We start from the raw sequence: 18,126 nt of genomic DNA on the forward strand, positions 1-18,126 counted from the left end.
CTGGCAGATCTCCGCAAATGCCTGCTGGTTATCTGATTCATCAGATGTACCAGTTGCAGGTTATTGAGTGAACGATATGGCAGCGCATTGTTCTTCACATGAATTACTTATTTAGTATGCACTCCGATATGCAGGATTTCTTCCTTATAATAAAATTCGCAGTTAGTAGTTGAACGTAGGATATTCAGCAATTCCGCGAGTGACTTGTTCTTGAAGATGATGCCTGTGAAATGCACGCTGGCAGCTTGTTCCGGATTGTCCAGCTGAACAGGCGTGTTAAACCATCTTGGAATGACATCTGCCAGTTCGCTGATCGGAGCATTATCCAGTATATACTGCCCATTGATCCAGGAGAGTTCATCTGTATTGAGTGTATGTACAGATATTTCATTGACTCCTGCTGCATAACTACACTGCTCGCCCGGTTTCAGCACTACTTTTTTGGCTGCGCTTTTAACGGCGACAGCCCCTTCTACAAGTGATATTTTCTGGTTATCCTGCTTATAAGTATTCACGTTAAATGTAGTTCCTAAAACCTGCACCTGCCTGCTATCCGGCAATTCTACGATAAAGGGCCTGGCACCGTCTTTTGCAATTTTACAGTAAGCTTCTCCTTTGATCCTGATGATGCGGGAGGAGTCACCAAACTGAAACGGGAATTGAATTTCTGTGGCCGCGTTAATGATAATCTCCGATCCGTCAGACAATTTTAATGTATAATCCATTCCTGCCGGTACCCACAATTTATTCATGCTCACCTCGTTGCCACTACCTGTATAGCTGAGCGTTCTCGCAGCAGGATTGTTCGCGATGTGGAACTTTCCAGCATCAGTGGTACTGTCCTTGCTCAGATCAATTACCTGACCACCTGCCAGCTGCAGGTGTAATCCTGCTGGCAGCGGGGCACCCGTATGGCGCGCCATCTGCTGCCTGGAACCAGGTTTGTTCAGGAGGAAGCCACCAGCCAGTATTCCCACCAGCAAGGCAGCAGCTGTTGTGCGCAATAGCCATCGCCGGCGTTTTGCACGGCGGGTATTGCCGGAAATCTTTTCCCATGATTCCTCCAGGTCATATTGCAGGGCAGGCTGTTCCGGAAAGGTGCGCCGCAGTTCATCCCATTGCCGCCTGATCTCCTGGTCTTCCAGGATCAGTTGTTCCAGCAGTCGTTCATCTTCCGGCCGGATAATCCCCGAAAGCTTCTCTATCATGAGCTGGTGTAGATCCATATCATCTAAATTGTCGATATCCACTATATTAAGTTCATTGAGATTGGAAAATGGGTGACTTGTTAACGCAAATGAATTAATTTTTTCCGGAGAGTTTTCAAGGCATCTGCCAGGTGAGTCTTGACAGTATTCGCATTAATACCCAGTTCTGCAGAAATTTCTTTTCTTTTTTTGCCAGCCATAATTGCCAGGTCGAACACCCGCGCCTGCTGTGTGGGAAGGCTTTTTACCGCCTCGGTAAACTCAAGCCTGATCTGGCTATTTTCTGCCGGGTCCATCTGGTATAAGGGTAAGGTGTTTGTATCGAAAATGTTGCGGACAATGGCGGCTCTCTTCCTTTTTGTCTCAAGCAAGCGAAGAGATAACAGGCGAACGGCCTGGAAAAAGTAACTCCTGACGTTTCCCCGCACGTCAAAATATCTCTTCTTGTCCCAGAAGTCTGCAAAGAAATCCTGTACGACGTCCTTTGCTTCGTCTTCTGATCCCAGTATTTGGAGTGCTGTGAAAAATAAGAAACGTGCGTATCTGTCATGAAGTGACTTCAAAGCACTTACCTGACCATTTTTCAATTCCTGTAGTAATATTTGATCGTCCTGCATAGGTCAGCAACAGTTGACGGTAATACCATATAGATGCGTGGTTGATTTGTACGTGGAATCAACGAAGGATACAATTGAAATTCCCAATAAATTTATCATATATCCCCAAAGATTACAACCAAAGATAGCTTAAAACGATTTAGTTGTGCATATTGAAGGAAAATAAAAAAATTGGAGACAGGGTCACCCAAAAGTATTTTTTACTGAACTGTATTATAGTAAGTCAGTAAAAAATCACCGCCGATGATCCAATTCCACAAAAAGGGTATCTCAGGATTGACCCTGGTTATGATTATTTTGTCCTGCCTCGCGCAAGCTCAGAATAAAATTCCTGACAGGTATAGGGTAAGCCTGGTCAACAAAAGTATTTCCCTGAAAGAATTTTTTAAAGCTGTTCAGAAGCAAACGAATCTCACCGTTTACTATTCTGACGAGCGCATTAATGTAGCTGATAAAATCTCAGTAAACTTTGCGGATACTCCGCTGGAGACGGTGATGGCACAGCTGCGCAGGGAACGCTCGCTGACCTATGAATACAATAACGGCACGCTCCTGATCCGGCCTGTAAAACTGGAGGATGTTCCTGCTCCCGGGCCAGGTGCAACCCAGAAAGCCGGGCAGATCACCATCAGCGGGAGAGTAACAAACGATCAGGGACTTGCACTGATTGGGGTAACTGTCGTCGTTAAGGGCCTGGCGATCGGGGCCACTACAGACTCCCTGGGCGAGTACCAGATTGCGGTGCCTGAAAACAGCCCGGTGCTTGTATTCAGTTATGTAGGGTATGATCCCCAGGAAGTAACACTTAAAAATCAGAAAATAGTCAATGTCGTATTAAATCTTCACCGTTCTGAAATGAACGAAGTGATTGTGGTCGGCTATGGCAGGCAGAAAAAAATAACGACCATCGGTGCACAAAGTACGATCACCACAGAGGAATTAAAACAGCCGGTAGCGAACCTGAGCACCCTGGTGGCAGGCAGGGTGGCCGGTATCATTGGTGTGCAGCGAAGTGGCGAGCCGGGGTTTGACAATTCTGAAATTTATATCCGGGGCATTTCCACGTTTACAAGCAGTTCTCCACTGGTGCTGGTAGATGGTGTTGAGCGCGCATTCAACAATATTGATCCCGAAGATATTGCCAGCTTTACTATTTTGAAAGACGCTTCTGCTACCGCTGTGTATGGTGTAAGAGGCGCTAATGGCGTTATTGTGATCGAAACAAAAAAAGGAAGACTCGGCAAAACAATTATCAATGCACAGGTAGACCAGGGATGGACCTCGTTTACAAGGCTGCCTAAGTTTGCCGACGGCATTACCTACCTTGAAATTTCAAATGAAGCATATAAAAACAGCAACCCTTCTGATCCCTTACCCAGGTATTCACAGGAAAGGATACAGAAAACAGCTGATAAATCCGACCCCGACCTGTATCCTGATGTAGATTGGTTCAATGCTATCTTTAAAAAATATGGCAACAACCGCAGAGTAAGGGTCAATGCAAACGGTGGCTCCGACAAAGCACAGTATTATTTGTCCATCGGTTATTACGATGAAACAGGTATGTTTAAAACAGATGAATTAGCTAAGTATAACTCGTCTATCCGGTTTAACAGGTATAACTTCACTTCTAACCTGACCTTAAATGTTACGAAAACGACACGTGTTGATTTCGGTGCATCCGGCTGGATCAGCAATGGTAATTACCCGGGCAATGCAACCGGCTCAATTTTTAACGCAGCCTATGTAATGCCTCCCGTCTCTATTCCTGTTAAATATTCGAATGGTTATTTCTCGCAGGTTCGTACCGGTGATATGGCTAATCCTTATACTATGCTCACGCAATCAGGTTATGCCACCCGGTTTAACAGCCAGTTGTGGAGCAATATCCGCGTTACGCAAAACCTGGATTTTTTAACAAGGGGACTCTCCATTACAGGCATGTACTCCTTTGATAATAACAATGGACACTACATTTCCCGGAGTAAATCAGTCAATGGTTATTTCGCCACCGGCAGAGACGGTCAGGGCAATTTGCAGTTTATACAGACGCAGATCGGAACTGATTTCCTGGGTTATAACAGGGATAACGGCGGCTCCAGGCAATTCTACCTGGAATCAGCTATCAATTATAACCGGAATTTCGGCAAGCACCAGGTAACAGGAATGGTATTATATAACCAGTCAGACAGGATAGATGCCTTTGCAGGAGATTTTATCAGCTCTATTCCCTACCGGTACCTGGGCGTGGCAGCAAGAGCTACTTATGCGTATGACACCCGCTACCTGGCAGAAGTCAACTTCGGCTACAATGGATCAGAAACATTCACTCCAGACCGCAGATTTGGCTTTTTCCCCTCCTTTGGCATAGGATGGGTAGCTTCACAGGAAAAGTTCCTGGAATCGGTTAAAAATGCTGTTTCCTTCCTGAAATTCAGATTCTCCTATGGTGAGGTGGGGAACAGTAACATTGGGGGGCGAAGATTTGGTTATATCGCTACCGTTGCCAATGTGGGCGGATATGATTATGGACGTAATAATATTAACAACACGATAAACGGTTTAAACTTCGGCGACTATGCAGTAGACGTCAGCTGGGAGCGGGCAAAAAAGTACAATCTCGGTATTGAGTTCAAGACATGGGAGGACGCCATTTCATTAACAGCGGATTTCTTCCGGGAAAAAAGAAGGGGCATTTTTCGCCCACGGGGAGATGTACCACAGTTCGTAGGTATTATTAACCTGCCGCAGGCGAACCTGGGCGCGGTGAACAACAAAGGAATTGATGCCACACTCGAAATAAACAAACAGGTAGGCAGGAATTTTAAACTGGGTTTCAGGGGTAATATCACATGGAACCGGGCCATCGTAATTGATGATGCCAATGCTCCCTGGCCATATCCCTGGCAACAACGTATAGGTCGTAAGCTGGGCCAGCGCTTCGGTTATATTGATGAGGGACTCTTTCAGTCTGACGAAGAAGTGGCCCACAGCGCCTTCCAGCCGGGCACTAACAAACCGGGAGATATCAGATATAGAGATATGAACGGTGATGGAAAGATTGACTCCTACGACCAGGCACCGATCGGCTATGGTAGCATGCCGGAAATCGTATATGGTTTCGGACCCACTCTCAGTTGGAAAAACTGGTCAATAGCTGCCTGGTTCAAAGGTATCGGCAAAGTTGATGTCAGTTTGTACGGAGATGGCTTCCGCCCCTTTACTTACGGAGGAGAACGGGGCAACCTGCTCGCAGAGATCAATGATCACTGGACACCTGATAATAAAAACCCCCGCCCATTCTATCCAAGGCTTACTTACGGGGCTGATAACATGAACTATGAAGGAAGTACTTGGTGGATGAAAAACGGCGCTTTCCTGCGGTTGCAGACACTGCAACTGAATTATGAACTGAGTAAGAACAGGTGGTTGTCTAACCTTGGCATATCCACGCTTGATATCTACTTTATGGGATACAACCTCGCTACATTCAGCGGGTTCAAACTCTGGGATGTGGAACTGGGTGATGGGAGGGGAGCGCAATACCCCCTGCTGAAAACCTACAATTTTGGCCTGAGATGTAATTTCTGAACATCCTTATTCTCTGCAAACAGAAAAACAATGATCATGCTTCGACAATTAAAACGCTCCATCATACTTTTAGTAGTTAGCATACTGTTTTTTACGTCCTGTAAGAAGTTCCTGGACCAGGTACCTGACGACAGGATCACGATCGACGAGGTGTTTAAAAAGAAAGCGACCTCAGAACAATTCCTGGCCAGTGTATACAGCTATGTACCCGATGAGTGGGAAGCGATCCATAACTTCCCATGGGTAGGCACCAGTGACGAAGCGGATATTACCTGGTCTGGTTCATCCAATTACCAGGTCAATATTGGCAACCTGAGTCCTGTCAACAATGCTTTTGAATATTGGGCATTCTATTACCAGGGCATCCGTTCAGCCTCTTATTTTATTAATCATATTGATGGTAATGATGAAATACGTAATCTAAACGGGCAGCAACTGATAGATCAGTATAAAGCAGAAGCAAGGTTCCTGCGGGCCTACTATTATTTCTGCATCATGCGTCAATATGGCCCTGCTATCCTCCTGGGAGATGATGTGATTGCACCAGATGCACCGGCCAGCAATTTGCAGCTGCCGCGCAGCACCTACGATGACTGCGTCAGTTATGTAGTCAGTGAACTGGATAAAGCAGCTGACGTACTGCCGCTTGTACCTAAAAGGAATGGCCAGGAAAGCGATGCGGACTTCGGCAGGGCGACGAAGGGAATGGCTCTGGCTGTAAAAGCACGTCTGCTGTTATATGCGGCAAGTCCCTTGTATAATGGGAACACAGATCCTTTGTTAGCGTCCTTCAAAACTTCGGAGGGTGTGCCACTAATTGCTGCTTCAACAGATGGTTCAAAATGGAAGAAGGCCGCTGATGCTGCCAAGGCAGTCATCGATCTGGGTATTTATTCGCTATACAAAGATCCGTCCGGCGATGTGATCAGGTCATTGCAGGGCATTTTCTTCCAGGGGTGGAACGATGAACAGATCTTCGTGCGCAAAGGGAACGGATTGGCGCAATGGGATGTGCATTGCACACCCAGGCAGGCTGGCGGATGGTGCGGGATAGGCCCCACCCAGGAAATGGTAGATGCTTACTTTATGTCCGACGGAAAACTGCCTTCAGCCTCTTCATTGTATACGCCAACTGGTTTTACAACCATAGGTGGAGAAAGAATTTTCAATATGTACCTGAACCGGGAGCCCAGGTTCTACAGGGACGTTACTTACAATAACAGTATCTGGCAGGGGGGCACTATGCAGTCTCCTGCAGCTATCAGCTTTTTTGTATCAGGGCCTAACGGCAGGAATGGACATCCAACTGATTTTTCAAAGACCGGCTACCTGGTCAGGAAGAATGTAGGCCCTGCAACCAATATCGGTTCAGGTGGCAATGGGCAGCGGCAGGACAGGCCGGCGACCTTGTTCCGGTTAGCCGAGATCTATCTGAACTATGCCGAAGCACTCAATGAATATGATCCGGGTAACCCCGATATTGTAAGGTATCTCAACCTGATCCGCGAGCGTGCCGGTATTCCTCAGTATGGCGCTGGTTTGCCGGTGCCGGGTAGCCAGGATGAAATGCGCGAAAAGATCCGGGCAGAGAGAAAAATAGAACTGGCATATGAAGGTCACCGGTTCTTTGACATCCGCAGATGGAAAATTGCACCACAGGTGATGGGAACGATGCATGGTATGGATATTACTAAAGACGGAGATGCCTTTTATAATATAGTCGCTACCATGACACCACATCTTTTCAGGGCACCTTACTACTGGTGGCCCATTAGTCAGTATGAACTGGACAGGGACAAGAAAATCGTTCAAAACCCTGGTTGGTAAAAGCATTTGCATCCTTACTTTATAGTGCGACCGGCCATCCACAATACCTGGCCGACACACAAAATGTTGCGAAAGCAATTTTAAAGTAATGGGGTGCACCTTTCAATTCAGTAAATTTAGGTAAATCCTTTACAACGATTGATCCGAATGGTCCTGTATGGTTTGGCACAGCGTTGTATCGGTCAGGCACGAACAGGTATTAGGTCAACGCGTATGAAAATTTGTTAAATAACACCGGAATGCCGGCAGCAATTTATTTACGCAGAAAACGATACAAAGTTCCTGGGATATCCTGTCTGAAGGCGCTGCATGGCAATGCCGGCAAGGATGGCCCTGTTGGCAGCCGAAGGATTATAAGGGGATTGATTTTTAAATAACAGGATAAAGAACACACAAGAATTATGAGGAAAAAATTAATGAGTGTAGCGGTATTGGTGGCTGCCTGCCAGTATGTGATGGCGCAGGAAAGCCTGCCTCTTTACCCGGCAAATCAGATTCCGTTTGCGAAAGAGAACACCGAACAACCAAAGATTACGGTGTTTGTGCCGGAGAAAAAGAAATCAAACGTGGCTGTTATTGTTTGTTCGGGAGGTGCTTATGGCGGACGTGCCAACGATGTCGAGGGAATACCCGCCTGCAGGAAATTGAATGAAGCGGGTATCACTGCCTTTTTGTTAGACTATCGCGTGCCGAATGCTTCCAGGATGAGTGAAAAAGAAATCGTTCCGCTCACGGATGTGCAGGCGGCTATCATCTATGTAAGATCACATGCAAAGCAATACAGCATAAAACCCGACAAGGTAGGCATCATGGGATTTTCTGCCGGCGGCCATCTGGTGACTACCGTAGCAACTCATTTTCATCAAACGAGATTAGATAATCCAGGTAATTTCAGTTTGCGACCTGATTTTGTAGTGGCTGTGTATCCGGTAGTAAGTTTTGCAGACAGTCTGACGCATCTTGATTCACGGCGTAACCTTATCGGCCCGGATATCACACCTGAAAGGGTCAGGGAGTATTCCAATGAACTGCAGGTAGCGGACGACACGCCTCCTACGTTTATAGTATCTGCTATTGATGACGATGTGGTAAAGGTGGAAAACAGCCTTTACCTGGAGGCTGCGTTAAGGCAACATCATGTTCCCGTGAAAATGTTCTTATATGCAAAAGGTGGGCATGGCTTTGGGGTGAATAATAAGACAGCAGCGGCACAGTGGACGGAACCGTGTATCAATTGGATATTGAGTGATAAATGGAAAAGTGATTTTTAAGTGGAGGGAATGCTTATATACAGCAGGACCAGGATGAAATTGGTATAGGCGTTACAATCAGGCGTAAAGAATATTTGGTGGAAATAAATATTTTACTATCTTCGCGCTCCGTTTGAGAGAAAACGTGGAAAGATTCCGTAGCTCAGTTGGTAGAGCAATACACTTTTAATGTATGGGTCTTGGGTTCGAGTCCCAACGGGATCACCACATGGGACAAGTCTAAAAAAAAGGCTTGTCCCTTTTTTTTGCCCTCTAACTCCTTAGTATTCTGATAATACAGCGTTATAGCAGAATTTAATCTTTGAGTTCGATGTCGTGTTCCATCAAATTCCAGAAATTCGGGGAAGATCGAACTTGCAATAGTTCTCTTTTCTTCAATATCTCCATTCTCGTAGCGTACGTAGATCAATGTTTGATATCTTCGGCAAACCGGACTTTATAAGGTCTTTTATTTCTATATTAACGATAGCCAATTCACTTAACCTTGCCTCAGCTTCTCAATTGTTTCGCTTGTAAATTTTTTCAGCGCCACGTAGTCTTTGTTATCCAACTCACCATCAATTTTCTGAATAAGGGCATTTTTTAGACGGGTGTTGTGCGCTTCAATTTGTGTCAAAAGATCGGCTTTTTCCCGATTCTGCATTTTAGTTTGCTCGTTAAAATCATTTATGAAAGCCTCTATAAATACATCAACCATTCCTTCTTTTGGTGTTAAGTATCTGAGCTGCTTGATAAAAGCATTGTTAGCATCTTCTGCCTTAAATCTAACACCGCATGAACTGGAACAATGACAATAATAATAAATTCTCGTCTTGCCTTTAGATGCTCTGCCAGTCAACATTCGGTTGCAGTTCGGACATATCAAAAAGCCTCTCAATGGTAAGCCATCCATACAAACTACTTTGGGTTTTACAATCCGCTTTCTACCATCAAGTATTCTTTGTGCTTCATTAAACAAAGCCTCACTGATTAAGGGTTCATGTTGACCTAAAACAAAATAGCCAGCTTCATCCTTAAAAGGAGGAACGAATATCCTACCACTATACAATGGGTTTCTTAAAGCGCCCCCAAAATTATTCTTACTGAACCTGTACTAAAGCACAGCGTACATGTATATCGGCGGTTATGGTAATCTGTTTATAGAGTTGCGTACAAGCAACTGCATCTGCTATTTCATTACAAAACCCCAAAGTCGCACGTATTAGTTACGGCTTTTGGAATTATTACTTAGTACCCTTCTGTTTTTTTAATGATCCGTTTGAGTGCTTCAATGGCTTTGAATGGTTCCCAGTGTTTACATTGCTAGCGATTGTAGAATTTCTTCGACAAATACTTCCAACAAACCTCCTTTAAAACCTACGCAATAATCGACCTGTTTATTTTGAAGTTCCCACATGAAATATACTGAAACACAATTAGTAATAACTATAGCTATTTTAGACTATTTTCAGGATGAATATGCTTTACTAAACGAAAATGATTTGAAATTAATGTTAATCAAAGCTTTGAAATTTGGTTATGTCAGGCATTTTATTTTATTTTACGATCATTATTCATTGTACACGGTATGCAAAGGATAATAAATTTAATCAAATAACGTTCTGACTCGTTGGTTAATCCACCATAACTTAAAGTAGACGAAGACCCCAAGTGTTGATAGTCAGTAGCGTTTTAAAACCTGCAGCTATATAGTTAAAACAGGCCCCACTGTCTGTTCAGTTTTTATTATTTACTGCATGTTGAAAAGATGTTACAGTATTTTACGGTAATACTGCAATAGCAAAATGATTTTTCTGACCTTTTTCTGTTTTTAAAGTTGAACACTATGATACCTTTTGGAGTTATTGTTTTCATATGAGAGCATACCGATGAATTCCCAAATTCCAGGATGATGTTATTTTTCAGAGCGACCTCAGGCTCTGAGCTACCAATGTTTCATTGTTGCAATAGTATACCATCGCTATTGTCAGCTGTCATGTCTTTTTGTTTAGCTAATTAACTGTCACGGATTACTTGTCACATGTAAGCATTGCGAGCATGGAGTATCCCCGTTGTTTTAATTATTTATTGGGAGGAGAGACGAACTGGTAATGTGTATACCCCCTATAACAAAAATAGAATGATTGCTGAAATACTGTTTATCACCATGAAACTTTTATTTAATAATAGAAAGAAACGGATTGAATTATGGACGCCCTATAGTAAAAGGACTTTAGCCACGGCCGGTAGCAATGCTGGTCAATGTCCCAGGAGACTATGCGCTTAAAAATTTCAATTAGCACATGCTGAGCTGATCGTTCGCCGGGAACCCGGTGTTGGTGGAACTTTGCCGGTACTCCTTTACCAACGAACGTTTGCTATAGTCTGCCGCATTTACCGGTGCGGCCGGGAGGTGCATGCTAAAACGCGTACTGTTTTATTACCGTAAATAAAACACGTACCGTTTTAGCCCTGCATCCTTTTGCCTCCATCAGCGAACATCTGCAACAACAATATTTATCATAAATGTTATTTCCCTATGGAGAGTTCTTTACACACCCTTACCTGCATACCGCTAACTGATATGCTGCTTCGACTGCAGGATGAAACTGAAAAAGGAATCACCTTTATTAAAAGCGGGGACCAGGAAACATTCGTTGCATATCCGCACCTTATTAAAAAAGCAAAACATTGCCTGTATTACCTGCAAACTGTTGCAGGTATAAAATCTGGCGATGAACTCATTATCCAGGAAGAAGATAATGAACTGCTGCTCACGGCCTTCTGGGCCTGCATCCTCGGGGGCATCATCCCCGTTCCTGTATCTACCGGAACAAAGAATGAACATAAACTGAAACTGCTGAAGATTTGGGATACCCTAAAGCATCCTCACCTCTTTGCTGCAGAAGATCATATACAACGCCTCATCAGCTATATACAGGTGGAAGCCCCCGAAACTTCCATATCGCAGCTGCTCGAGCATACAATTTATTCAGGTACTGACTTTAGCAGTTTCCCCGATACCTCGGTTCTGCACACGCCCGCACTGGACGATCTTGCATTCATACAATATTCCTCCGGCTCCACGGGTGCCCCTAAGGGCGTGATGCTCACACATCGCAACCTTTTCTATAATACAATTGATCTCACCGAAAAAATGCAGCTGACACCAGCAGATAAAAAACTCAGTTGGATGCCGCTGTCGCACGATATGGGCATGATTGCCTTCCATCTCACCGCCGTACAAGCCGGATGCACTCAGTATCTTATGCCAACGCCACTGTTCATCAGAAGGCCGCTGCTGTGGATGGAATCAGTCAACCGCCATAAAGCTACCATCCTGTATTCACCCAACTTTGGATATGAATACTTCATGGAAGCCATGGATAACAAACCTGCAGGCAGTTGGGACCTCTCCTCTGTACGCATGATTATCAACGGCGCAGAACCTATCTCTGCAGAAGTATGCCGCCGCTTTGCCACCAAACTGAAGCCCATGGGATTGTCGCCATTGGCTATAGCCCCCGGATACGGTATGGCAGAGGCTTCCGTTTGCGTAACGTTAAGCGCCGCAGATGCACCTGTAATTGAACATTTCTTTCAGCGCGATAACCTTCGTGTGTTTGACACCGTGATTGAAGAAGGAAATAGCTCCCCTCAGACAGTAGGTTTTGTAGAGTGCGGAACGCCCGCCAGGCACTGCGAAGTAAGGGTCTGCGGAGATAAAGATGAGATACTGGCTCCCGGTACGGTAGGGCATATCCATATCAGTGGCCTGAATGTTACAGCAGGATATTACCGCAATGAAGAAGCGACCAAAGCACTGTTGACAAACGACGGCTGGGTGCGCACCGGCGACCTCGGACTGATTCATCCCAACGGCCAGCTGATTATCACCGGTCGCCATAAAAACATGATCATCCTGCAGGGTAATAATTACTATCATCACGATATAGAAAGGCTGCTGTTCGATATTCCCGGTATAGCCGCCGGAAAAGTAGTAGCATGCGGTATTCCAGGCGACAGCAATGAACGGGAGCGGCTGTTGATTTTCGTATTGTTTAAAGGCACACCTGCTGCCTTTGCTGATACCGAAGAAGCAGTGGTGGTGACCCTCAGCGATGTGCTCGGAATTGTTCCCGATGTGGTGATACCAGTAAGAGAAATTCCCAAAACCACCAGCGGGAAAATTCAACATTTTGAATTGCTGCAACGCTTCCGCCGCGGTGAATTTGATGAGGTGCTGAATGCCCTGAAGTCCCTATCAGCGAGGCGCTTCCTCGATCAATGGCAGCAGGAGCAACCTACTCTACGGTTATACAAAATTGAAAACTGGCTGCAGGAAACAGTTGCCTCCCTGCTTAAAATTTCGGCCACAGATGTAGACCTGATCCAACCATTGGTAGATCAGGGCATGAAATCTCTCCACGGCGTACAGCTGAGAAATCTGCTGGAACGCAGGTTAAATATCGATCTCGCCATCGGCGTATTATATAAATACCCCTCCATCGATAAACTGGCCGGCTTCATCTATAGAAAGTTATTTCCAACTGCCACTACCACTCATACAGAAGTGACCCCACCGCAAGCCAACAGTGGGCTGCTGGAGAAAGTAGCCGCATTGTCCGATGAACAAATAGCATTACTCCTTAATGAAAATCCATTATGAAAAAGGACGAAAAATTTGCGGAACTGAGTCCGCTCCAGAAAGCATACCTCCGTATGGAGGAATACAAAGCCCGTCTACAGCAGCTGGAAAGCCAGGGCAATAGACGTATGGACGTAGCCGTTATAGGTGTCGCATTGCGTTTTCCCCATGCCGATACCCCTGCTGCTTATTGGAATAACCTGATGGCCGGCCGCGATCATATCAGCACCTTTCCCGCACAAAGAAGTGAAGACATCTCTGCATACATGCGCGCTGCCGGCAAACCCTTGCCATCCGGCTACCGCGAGGCCGCTTACCTGAACCGTATCGACGAATTCGACCATCGTTTTTTCAAATTCAAACATAAAGAAGCAGCGCTGATGCATCCTTTGCAACGCCTGCTACTGCAAACATCCTGGCAGGCCATGGAAGATGCTGGGTACCTGAACACCCCCGCCACAGAGAACACCGGCATTTACCTGGGCGTATCCGGAGATATCACCTATGGTCAATACCTGGATATGATTGTTGCCAGCGACCAGCAGCGGCTCAGCTCCAATGCGCTCACCGGTAACAACAATGCGATCACTTCCAGCCGCATCTCCTATTTCCTGGATTTGAAAGGTCCTGCCATCACTATCGACACAGCCTGCTCTTCCTCACTGGTAGCTATTCACCAGGCTTGCCGCGCACTGATGAATGGCGACTGTGAAATGGCGCTTGCCGGTGGTGGCCGATTGTACCTCATTCCTGAATCCGGACAGTATGAAGTGGGCTTTGAATCGCCTACCGCACGCACAAAAGCATTCGATGCCGCAGCAGATGGTGCGGGTGTGGGAGAGGGGGTAGCCGTGATCTTACTGAAGCCCCTACATAAAGCAGTGGCTGATGGTGACCGTATACATGCTATTATCAAAGGCAGCGCCGTAAACCAGGATGGTACTTCCGCCGGCATTACTGCACCTAATCTGGCCGCACAGGAAGCCGTGCTGAAAAGCGCCTGGGAAGCTGCCAATGTTGATCCTGCCAGCATCACCTTTATTGAATCACACGGTACAGGTACTGCACTTGGCGACCCTATTGAATTCCAGGCACTCACAGGTGCTTTTGGCGAACAGGCTGTTAAGAACACCTGTGCCCTCGGCGCCGTGAAAAGCAACATCGGCCACCTGTTCGAAGCAGCTGGTGTAGCAGGCCTCGTAAAGTGTATACTTGCGCTGCAACATCAAACGATCCCCGCCGTCATCAACTATACATCTCCCAATCCTGAGATCAATCTCGCGGATTCTCCATTCTATATCAATACGGAATCCGTTAGCTGGAATCCACCCGCCAGTGTCGGCGTTCGTCGTTGTGGTGTCAGTTCATTCGGCATCAGCGGCACTAATGCCCACGTGGTGCTGGAAGAATATGTGCCAACGCCGTTAGCCGCCACCAATGGTAAAGTAAAGGAAAGTGCTTACCTGTTTACATTGTCTGCCGACAGCAGCGAAGACCTGCAGGTGCTAGCGAATACATATGTATCCTGGTTGGCCGACAAATCAGCCGCCGACCTGGAAAACATCTGCTTTGCTACCAACACCGCCCGTGGTCATTATTCCTGGCGCATTGCTTTTGTGACCGACAGTATCACTCACCTGACAGATTCGCTGAGGAAGGCTGCCAGCCTGAAAATACAGGCGGCCCGCAGGTTCTGTGTAGAACCGGGGGTAAGCAGCCTGAAAGAACTGGCGGAACGTTACCTGGAAGGTGGTATCATAGACTGGGATGCCTTATATAAGAACACGCACGCTGTTAAAATTGCGCTGCCGCCCTATCCATTAAATGCGGTTCGTTGCTGGCCTGTTTTCACAAAGGTGGCGGCGGCGAATTCCGCAGCACCAGCAGTGGCGTCGCCAACTGTGTCGTATACGCGCGATCAGGTGTATGCTGCGCTGCGCACCATGATTGCGAAGGATACTGATCTGAAACCGGAAGATATCGGTGAAGATGCCGATTTCATGCACCTGGGGCTGGACTCGCTCATCATCATGCAATTGATTCAGGGTATACGTAAAGAGTGGAAGCTGCAGCTGGAAATGGCCCAGTTCTACGAAAAGCTGAACACCCTGCGTTCACTTACAAATTACCTGCTTGAAAATATCAGTGGTGCAGCAGCCTCCATGGCAGCGCCTGCGGCCACAGTCACAGTACCTGCCGCAAAGGCTGGCGCTGCGCCCACGCAAATTAATTATTACGTTCCCTATAAAGAAGTTCAGAAGAAATCCGATCATAACCTATCGCCACAACAACTGCAACATCTGCAGCAGCTGTCCGCCCGCATCAACAAACGTACGGCGAAGTCGAAAGACTCCACGCAAGCCTATCGCCAGGTGCTGGCCAACAACAGGAATGTGGCTGGCTTCCGCCCTGAACTGAAGGAGATCACCTACCAGATCATTGCCGAAAGCGGCAGTGGTGCCAATATCGTAGATGTAGATGGTAACCGTTACGTGGACCTTACCATGGGATTTGGCGTAAACCTGCTGGGATACAATCCTGAGTTCATTCATTCCACCTTGCTGGGTGAAATGAAAAATGGCTTTCCGGTAGGTCCGATGGTAGACACTGCTGGTAAAGTGGCTACACTGATCACGGAAATGACGGGCGTAGAAAGAGTGGCGTTTTACAACTCCGGGTCAGAAGCCGTAATGGTGGCACTGCGACTGGCAAGAGCCACCACCGGAAGAAGCAGGGTCGTATTGTTTAAAGGCTCCTACCATGGCACCTTTGATGGCGTACTGGCCCTGGCCAATGCACTGGATCCGGCTACTTCCATTCCACTGGCGCCGGGTATTTCGGAGAACTACGTGAGTAATGTAACCGTGCTGGATTACGGCACACCGGCGTCCCTGGAGTTTATCAGGGCACATGCACATGAACTGGCTGCAGTATTGGTAGAGCCGGTACAGAGCCGTAAACCGGACATTCAGCCACGTGATTTTCTACATGCAGTGAGAGAAATTACCGCTGCAGCAGGTGCTGCTATGATCATCGATGAAGTGATCACCGGCTTCCGTATCCACCAGGGCGGCGCCCAGGCATGGTTCGGTGTAAAAGCTGACCTGGTTACCTATGGTAAAATAGTAGGTGGTGGTATGCCAATAGGTGTTGTAGGAGGCTCGTCCAGGTTCATGGATGCAGTAGACGGCGGTATGTGGAAGTTCGGAGATGCATCTTTCCCTGATAAAACCACCACTTTCGTAGCCGGCACCTTTAACCAGCATCCGCTGACAATGCGCGCTGCGCTAAGTATCCTCACTTACCTGAAACAGGAGGGGCCACAGCTGCAGGAAAAGCTCAATGTCCGCACTGCACAATTAGCGAACCGTTTAAACGAATACCTCACAGAAAAACGTATACCTATATCTGTAGTACACTTTGGTTCACTCTTCCGCTTCGTGCTGAAAGGTAACTGGGAGCTGTTCTTTCAGCACCTGCTGGCAAACGGGGTATATGTGTGGGAGGGTAGAAACTGCTTCCTCTCTACTGCCCATACGGATGAACATATAGAATACATCTACAAGGCCGTTATCCGCAGTTTGACTGAAATGATAGAAGGAGGTTGGGTAACTATTGAGCAGCCTGCTGCCGTCACCCAACTGGTTCCGTTTACAGAAGAGCAGGAACAGTTGTATGCCCTGTCAGCAGCAGACCTGCAGGCATCAAGTGCATTCAACGAAAACCAGGTAGCAGATCTGCGTGGCCTGCTGAATAAAAAGGCGCTGCGCGAAGCGGTTAATATTGTTGTAAACAGGCACCAGGCCCTGAGAACAATTAGTCTCAGCGAAAAAGGCATGTTGGTGGCCTCTTCAACAGAAGTTTCCTTTGAAGAAGTGAACATAGCTGCGTTACAGCACAGCGGCCTGACAATTGAAGAGTGGCTCAGCGAACGCGGTAAGGAGCCTTTCCACCCGGATCATGGTCCATTCATCCGTTTCCTGCTGCTGGAACATTCTTCCGAACATCATCGCCTCCTGATGACTGCCCACCACATTGTGGCTGATGGCTGGTCTATTGAACTGATCTGGAGCGAAATAGGACTGGCTTATTCCTCCATTACCGGAAAAGAGCCGGTGGCATTACCTGCAACAACCACTATTGCCTCTTTCAATAAATGGCAGCAGCAGATGCAGCAGGAGCACACAACAGCAAACAATGCCTTCTGGAAGGCCGCTTTTGAAAAAGACTATCCCGCCATTGAATTGCCGGCAGACAAACTCAGTGCCGCTGCCACAGGTAAACCAGGAGATAGCTTCACGCTTGCAATAGACCCGGTACTACGCAAACAGCTTCAGGCATTTGCACAGCAGGAAAAACTAACCCTGTTCCATATTCTGCTCGGTGCATACAACCTGCTGTTGCATCGCCTGGCAGGCCAGAACGCCTTTGTTATCGGAATCCCTTCTGCTGGTCAGGCACAGATGGGAGAGAACTGCCTCGTTGGGCAATGTGTGAGCATGCTGCCTTATCACAGCCTGTATGCGCCCGAAATTCCTCTGCGTGAGTACCTGCTGGGAATACGAACCGGTTTGGCCAACATTATTCAACATCAGCACTGCTCCTTCGTTTCCCTGCTCCGGGAGGCCAACCTGGTACCGCCACGGATCACCACCGAAATAGATATGAACAGCGTGAAAAACCGGTTCCGCTTCCGCGACCTGGAAGTGGCAGTCACCTTTCCACCGGTTCAATCTGTAAAATATGATCTGAGCATTAGCCTGATAGAAATGGATGAACAGCTCCTGGCCGGCTTCTACTTCAACATTGCCCTTTTTAACCGGAGTACAGTAGAGAACTGGGCTGACTGCTATACTACGCTGCTGGCGGATATAGTAGCCAACCCTGAAAAACCTGCAGGTGAACTGATGGTCAATAGTGAGGAAAGCGAAAAGGTATTCGACGCGTGGAACAACTTATAAATGATCTGGACAGGTAAGGCTGTC

At 46.9% G+C, this 18,126-nt stretch carries 9 protein-coding genes, 1 tRNA gene and 1 pseudogene; 6 read left to right on the forward strand and 5 right to left on the reverse strand.

Annotated elements, in window-relative coordinates:
- Positions 1-107 precede the first annotated feature (107 nt).
- Positions 108-1,226, reverse strand: coding sequence for a FecR domain-containing protein (locus ABDW33_RS14520; RefSeq protein ID WP_343690792.1), 1,119 nt, complete (start codon positions 1,224-1,226; stop codon positions 108-110).
- Positions 1,227-1,288: 62 nt separating this feature from the next.
- Positions 1,289-1,825: a sigma-70 family RNA polymerase sigma factor gene (locus ABDW33_RS14525; RefSeq protein ID WP_343690793.1), complete on the reverse strand. Its 537-nt coding sequence runs from the start codon at positions 1,823-1,825 to the stop codon at positions 1,289-1,291.
- Positions 1,826-2,068: 243 nt separating this feature from the next.
- Here ABDW33_RS14525 and ABDW33_RS14530 point away from each other — a divergent pair, with 243 nt between their 5' ends.
- The 4 genes from ABDW33_RS14530 to ABDW33_RS14545 all read left to right on the forward strand — a co-directional run bounded on the left by ABDW33_RS14530 (position 2,069) and on the right by ABDW33_RS14545 (position 8,721).
- Positions 2,069-5,416, forward strand: a complete 3,348-nt coding sequence (locus ABDW33_RS14530; RefSeq protein WP_343690794.1) for a TonB-dependent receptor — start codon at positions 2,069-2,071, stop codon at positions 5,414-5,416.
- Positions 5,417-5,452: 36 nt separating this feature from the next.
- Positions 5,453-7,243, forward strand: coding sequence for a RagB/SusD family nutrient uptake outer membrane protein (locus ABDW33_RS14535; protein WP_343690795.1), 1,791 nt, complete (start codon positions 5,453-5,455; stop codon positions 7,241-7,243).
- A 401-nt stretch (positions 7,244-7,644) separates the two neighbouring features.
- Positions 7,645-8,514: an alpha/beta hydrolase gene (locus ABDW33_RS14540; protein ID WP_343690796.1), complete on the forward strand. Its 870-nt coding sequence runs from the start codon at positions 7,645-7,647 to the stop codon at positions 8,512-8,514.
- A gap of 131 nt (positions 8,515-8,645) precedes the next feature.
- Positions 8,646-8,721: transfer RNA gene (locus ABDW33_RS14545), tRNA-Lys, on the forward strand.
- 271 nt (positions 8,722-8,992) lie between these two features.
- Here ABDW33_RS14545 and ABDW33_RS14550 read toward each other — a convergent pair.
- The 3 genes and pseudogenes from ABDW33_RS14550 to ABDW33_RS14560 all read right to left on the reverse strand — a co-directional run bounded on the left by ABDW33_RS14550 (position 8,993) and on the right by ABDW33_RS14560 (position 10,912).
- On the reverse strand, positions 8,993-9,406 hold the full coding sequence (locus ABDW33_RS14550; RefSeq protein WP_343690836.1) for a zinc ribbon domain-containing protein: 414 nt from the start codon (positions 9,404-9,406) through the stop codon (positions 8,993-8,995).
- Positions 9,407-9,448: 42 nt separating this feature from the next.
- Positions 9,449-9,589, reverse strand: a pseudogene (locus ABDW33_RS14555) (recombinase family protein); the annotation flags it as partial.
- Positions 9,590-10,789: 1,200 nt separating this feature from the next.
- The gene (locus ABDW33_RS14560) at positions 10,790-10,912 is read right to left on the reverse strand and encodes a hypothetical protein (protein ID WP_343690797.1); all 123 of its coding nucleotides are present in this window, start codon (positions 10,910-10,912) and stop codon (positions 10,790-10,792) included.
- A gap of 120 nt (positions 10,913-11,032) precedes the next feature.
- On the opposite strand from ABDW33_RS14560, the gene ABDW33_RS14565 reads away from it, so the two are divergent.
- Both ABDW33_RS14565 and ABDW33_RS14570 read left to right on the forward strand, forming a co-directional pair.
- A complete protein-coding gene (locus ABDW33_RS14565; RefSeq protein WP_343690798.1) occupies positions 11,033-13,162 on the forward strand; it encodes an AMP-binding protein in 2,130 nt (709 codons plus the stop codon).
- On the forward strand, positions 13,159-18,102 hold the full coding sequence (locus ABDW33_RS14570) for an aminotransferase class III-fold pyridoxal phosphate-dependent enzyme (RefSeq protein WP_343690799.1): 4,944 nt from the start codon (positions 13,159-13,161) through the stop codon (positions 18,100-18,102). Before ABDW33_RS14565 ends, ABDW33_RS14570 begins: the two co-directional genes overlap by 4 nt.
- Positions 18,103-18,126: the final 24 nt, after the last annotated feature.

It is taken from the genome of Chitinophaga sp. (assembly GCF_039596155.1).
In the GTDB taxonomy this organism is placed as follows: Bacteria; Bacteroidota; Bacteroidia; order Chitinophagales; family Chitinophagaceae; genus Chitinophaga.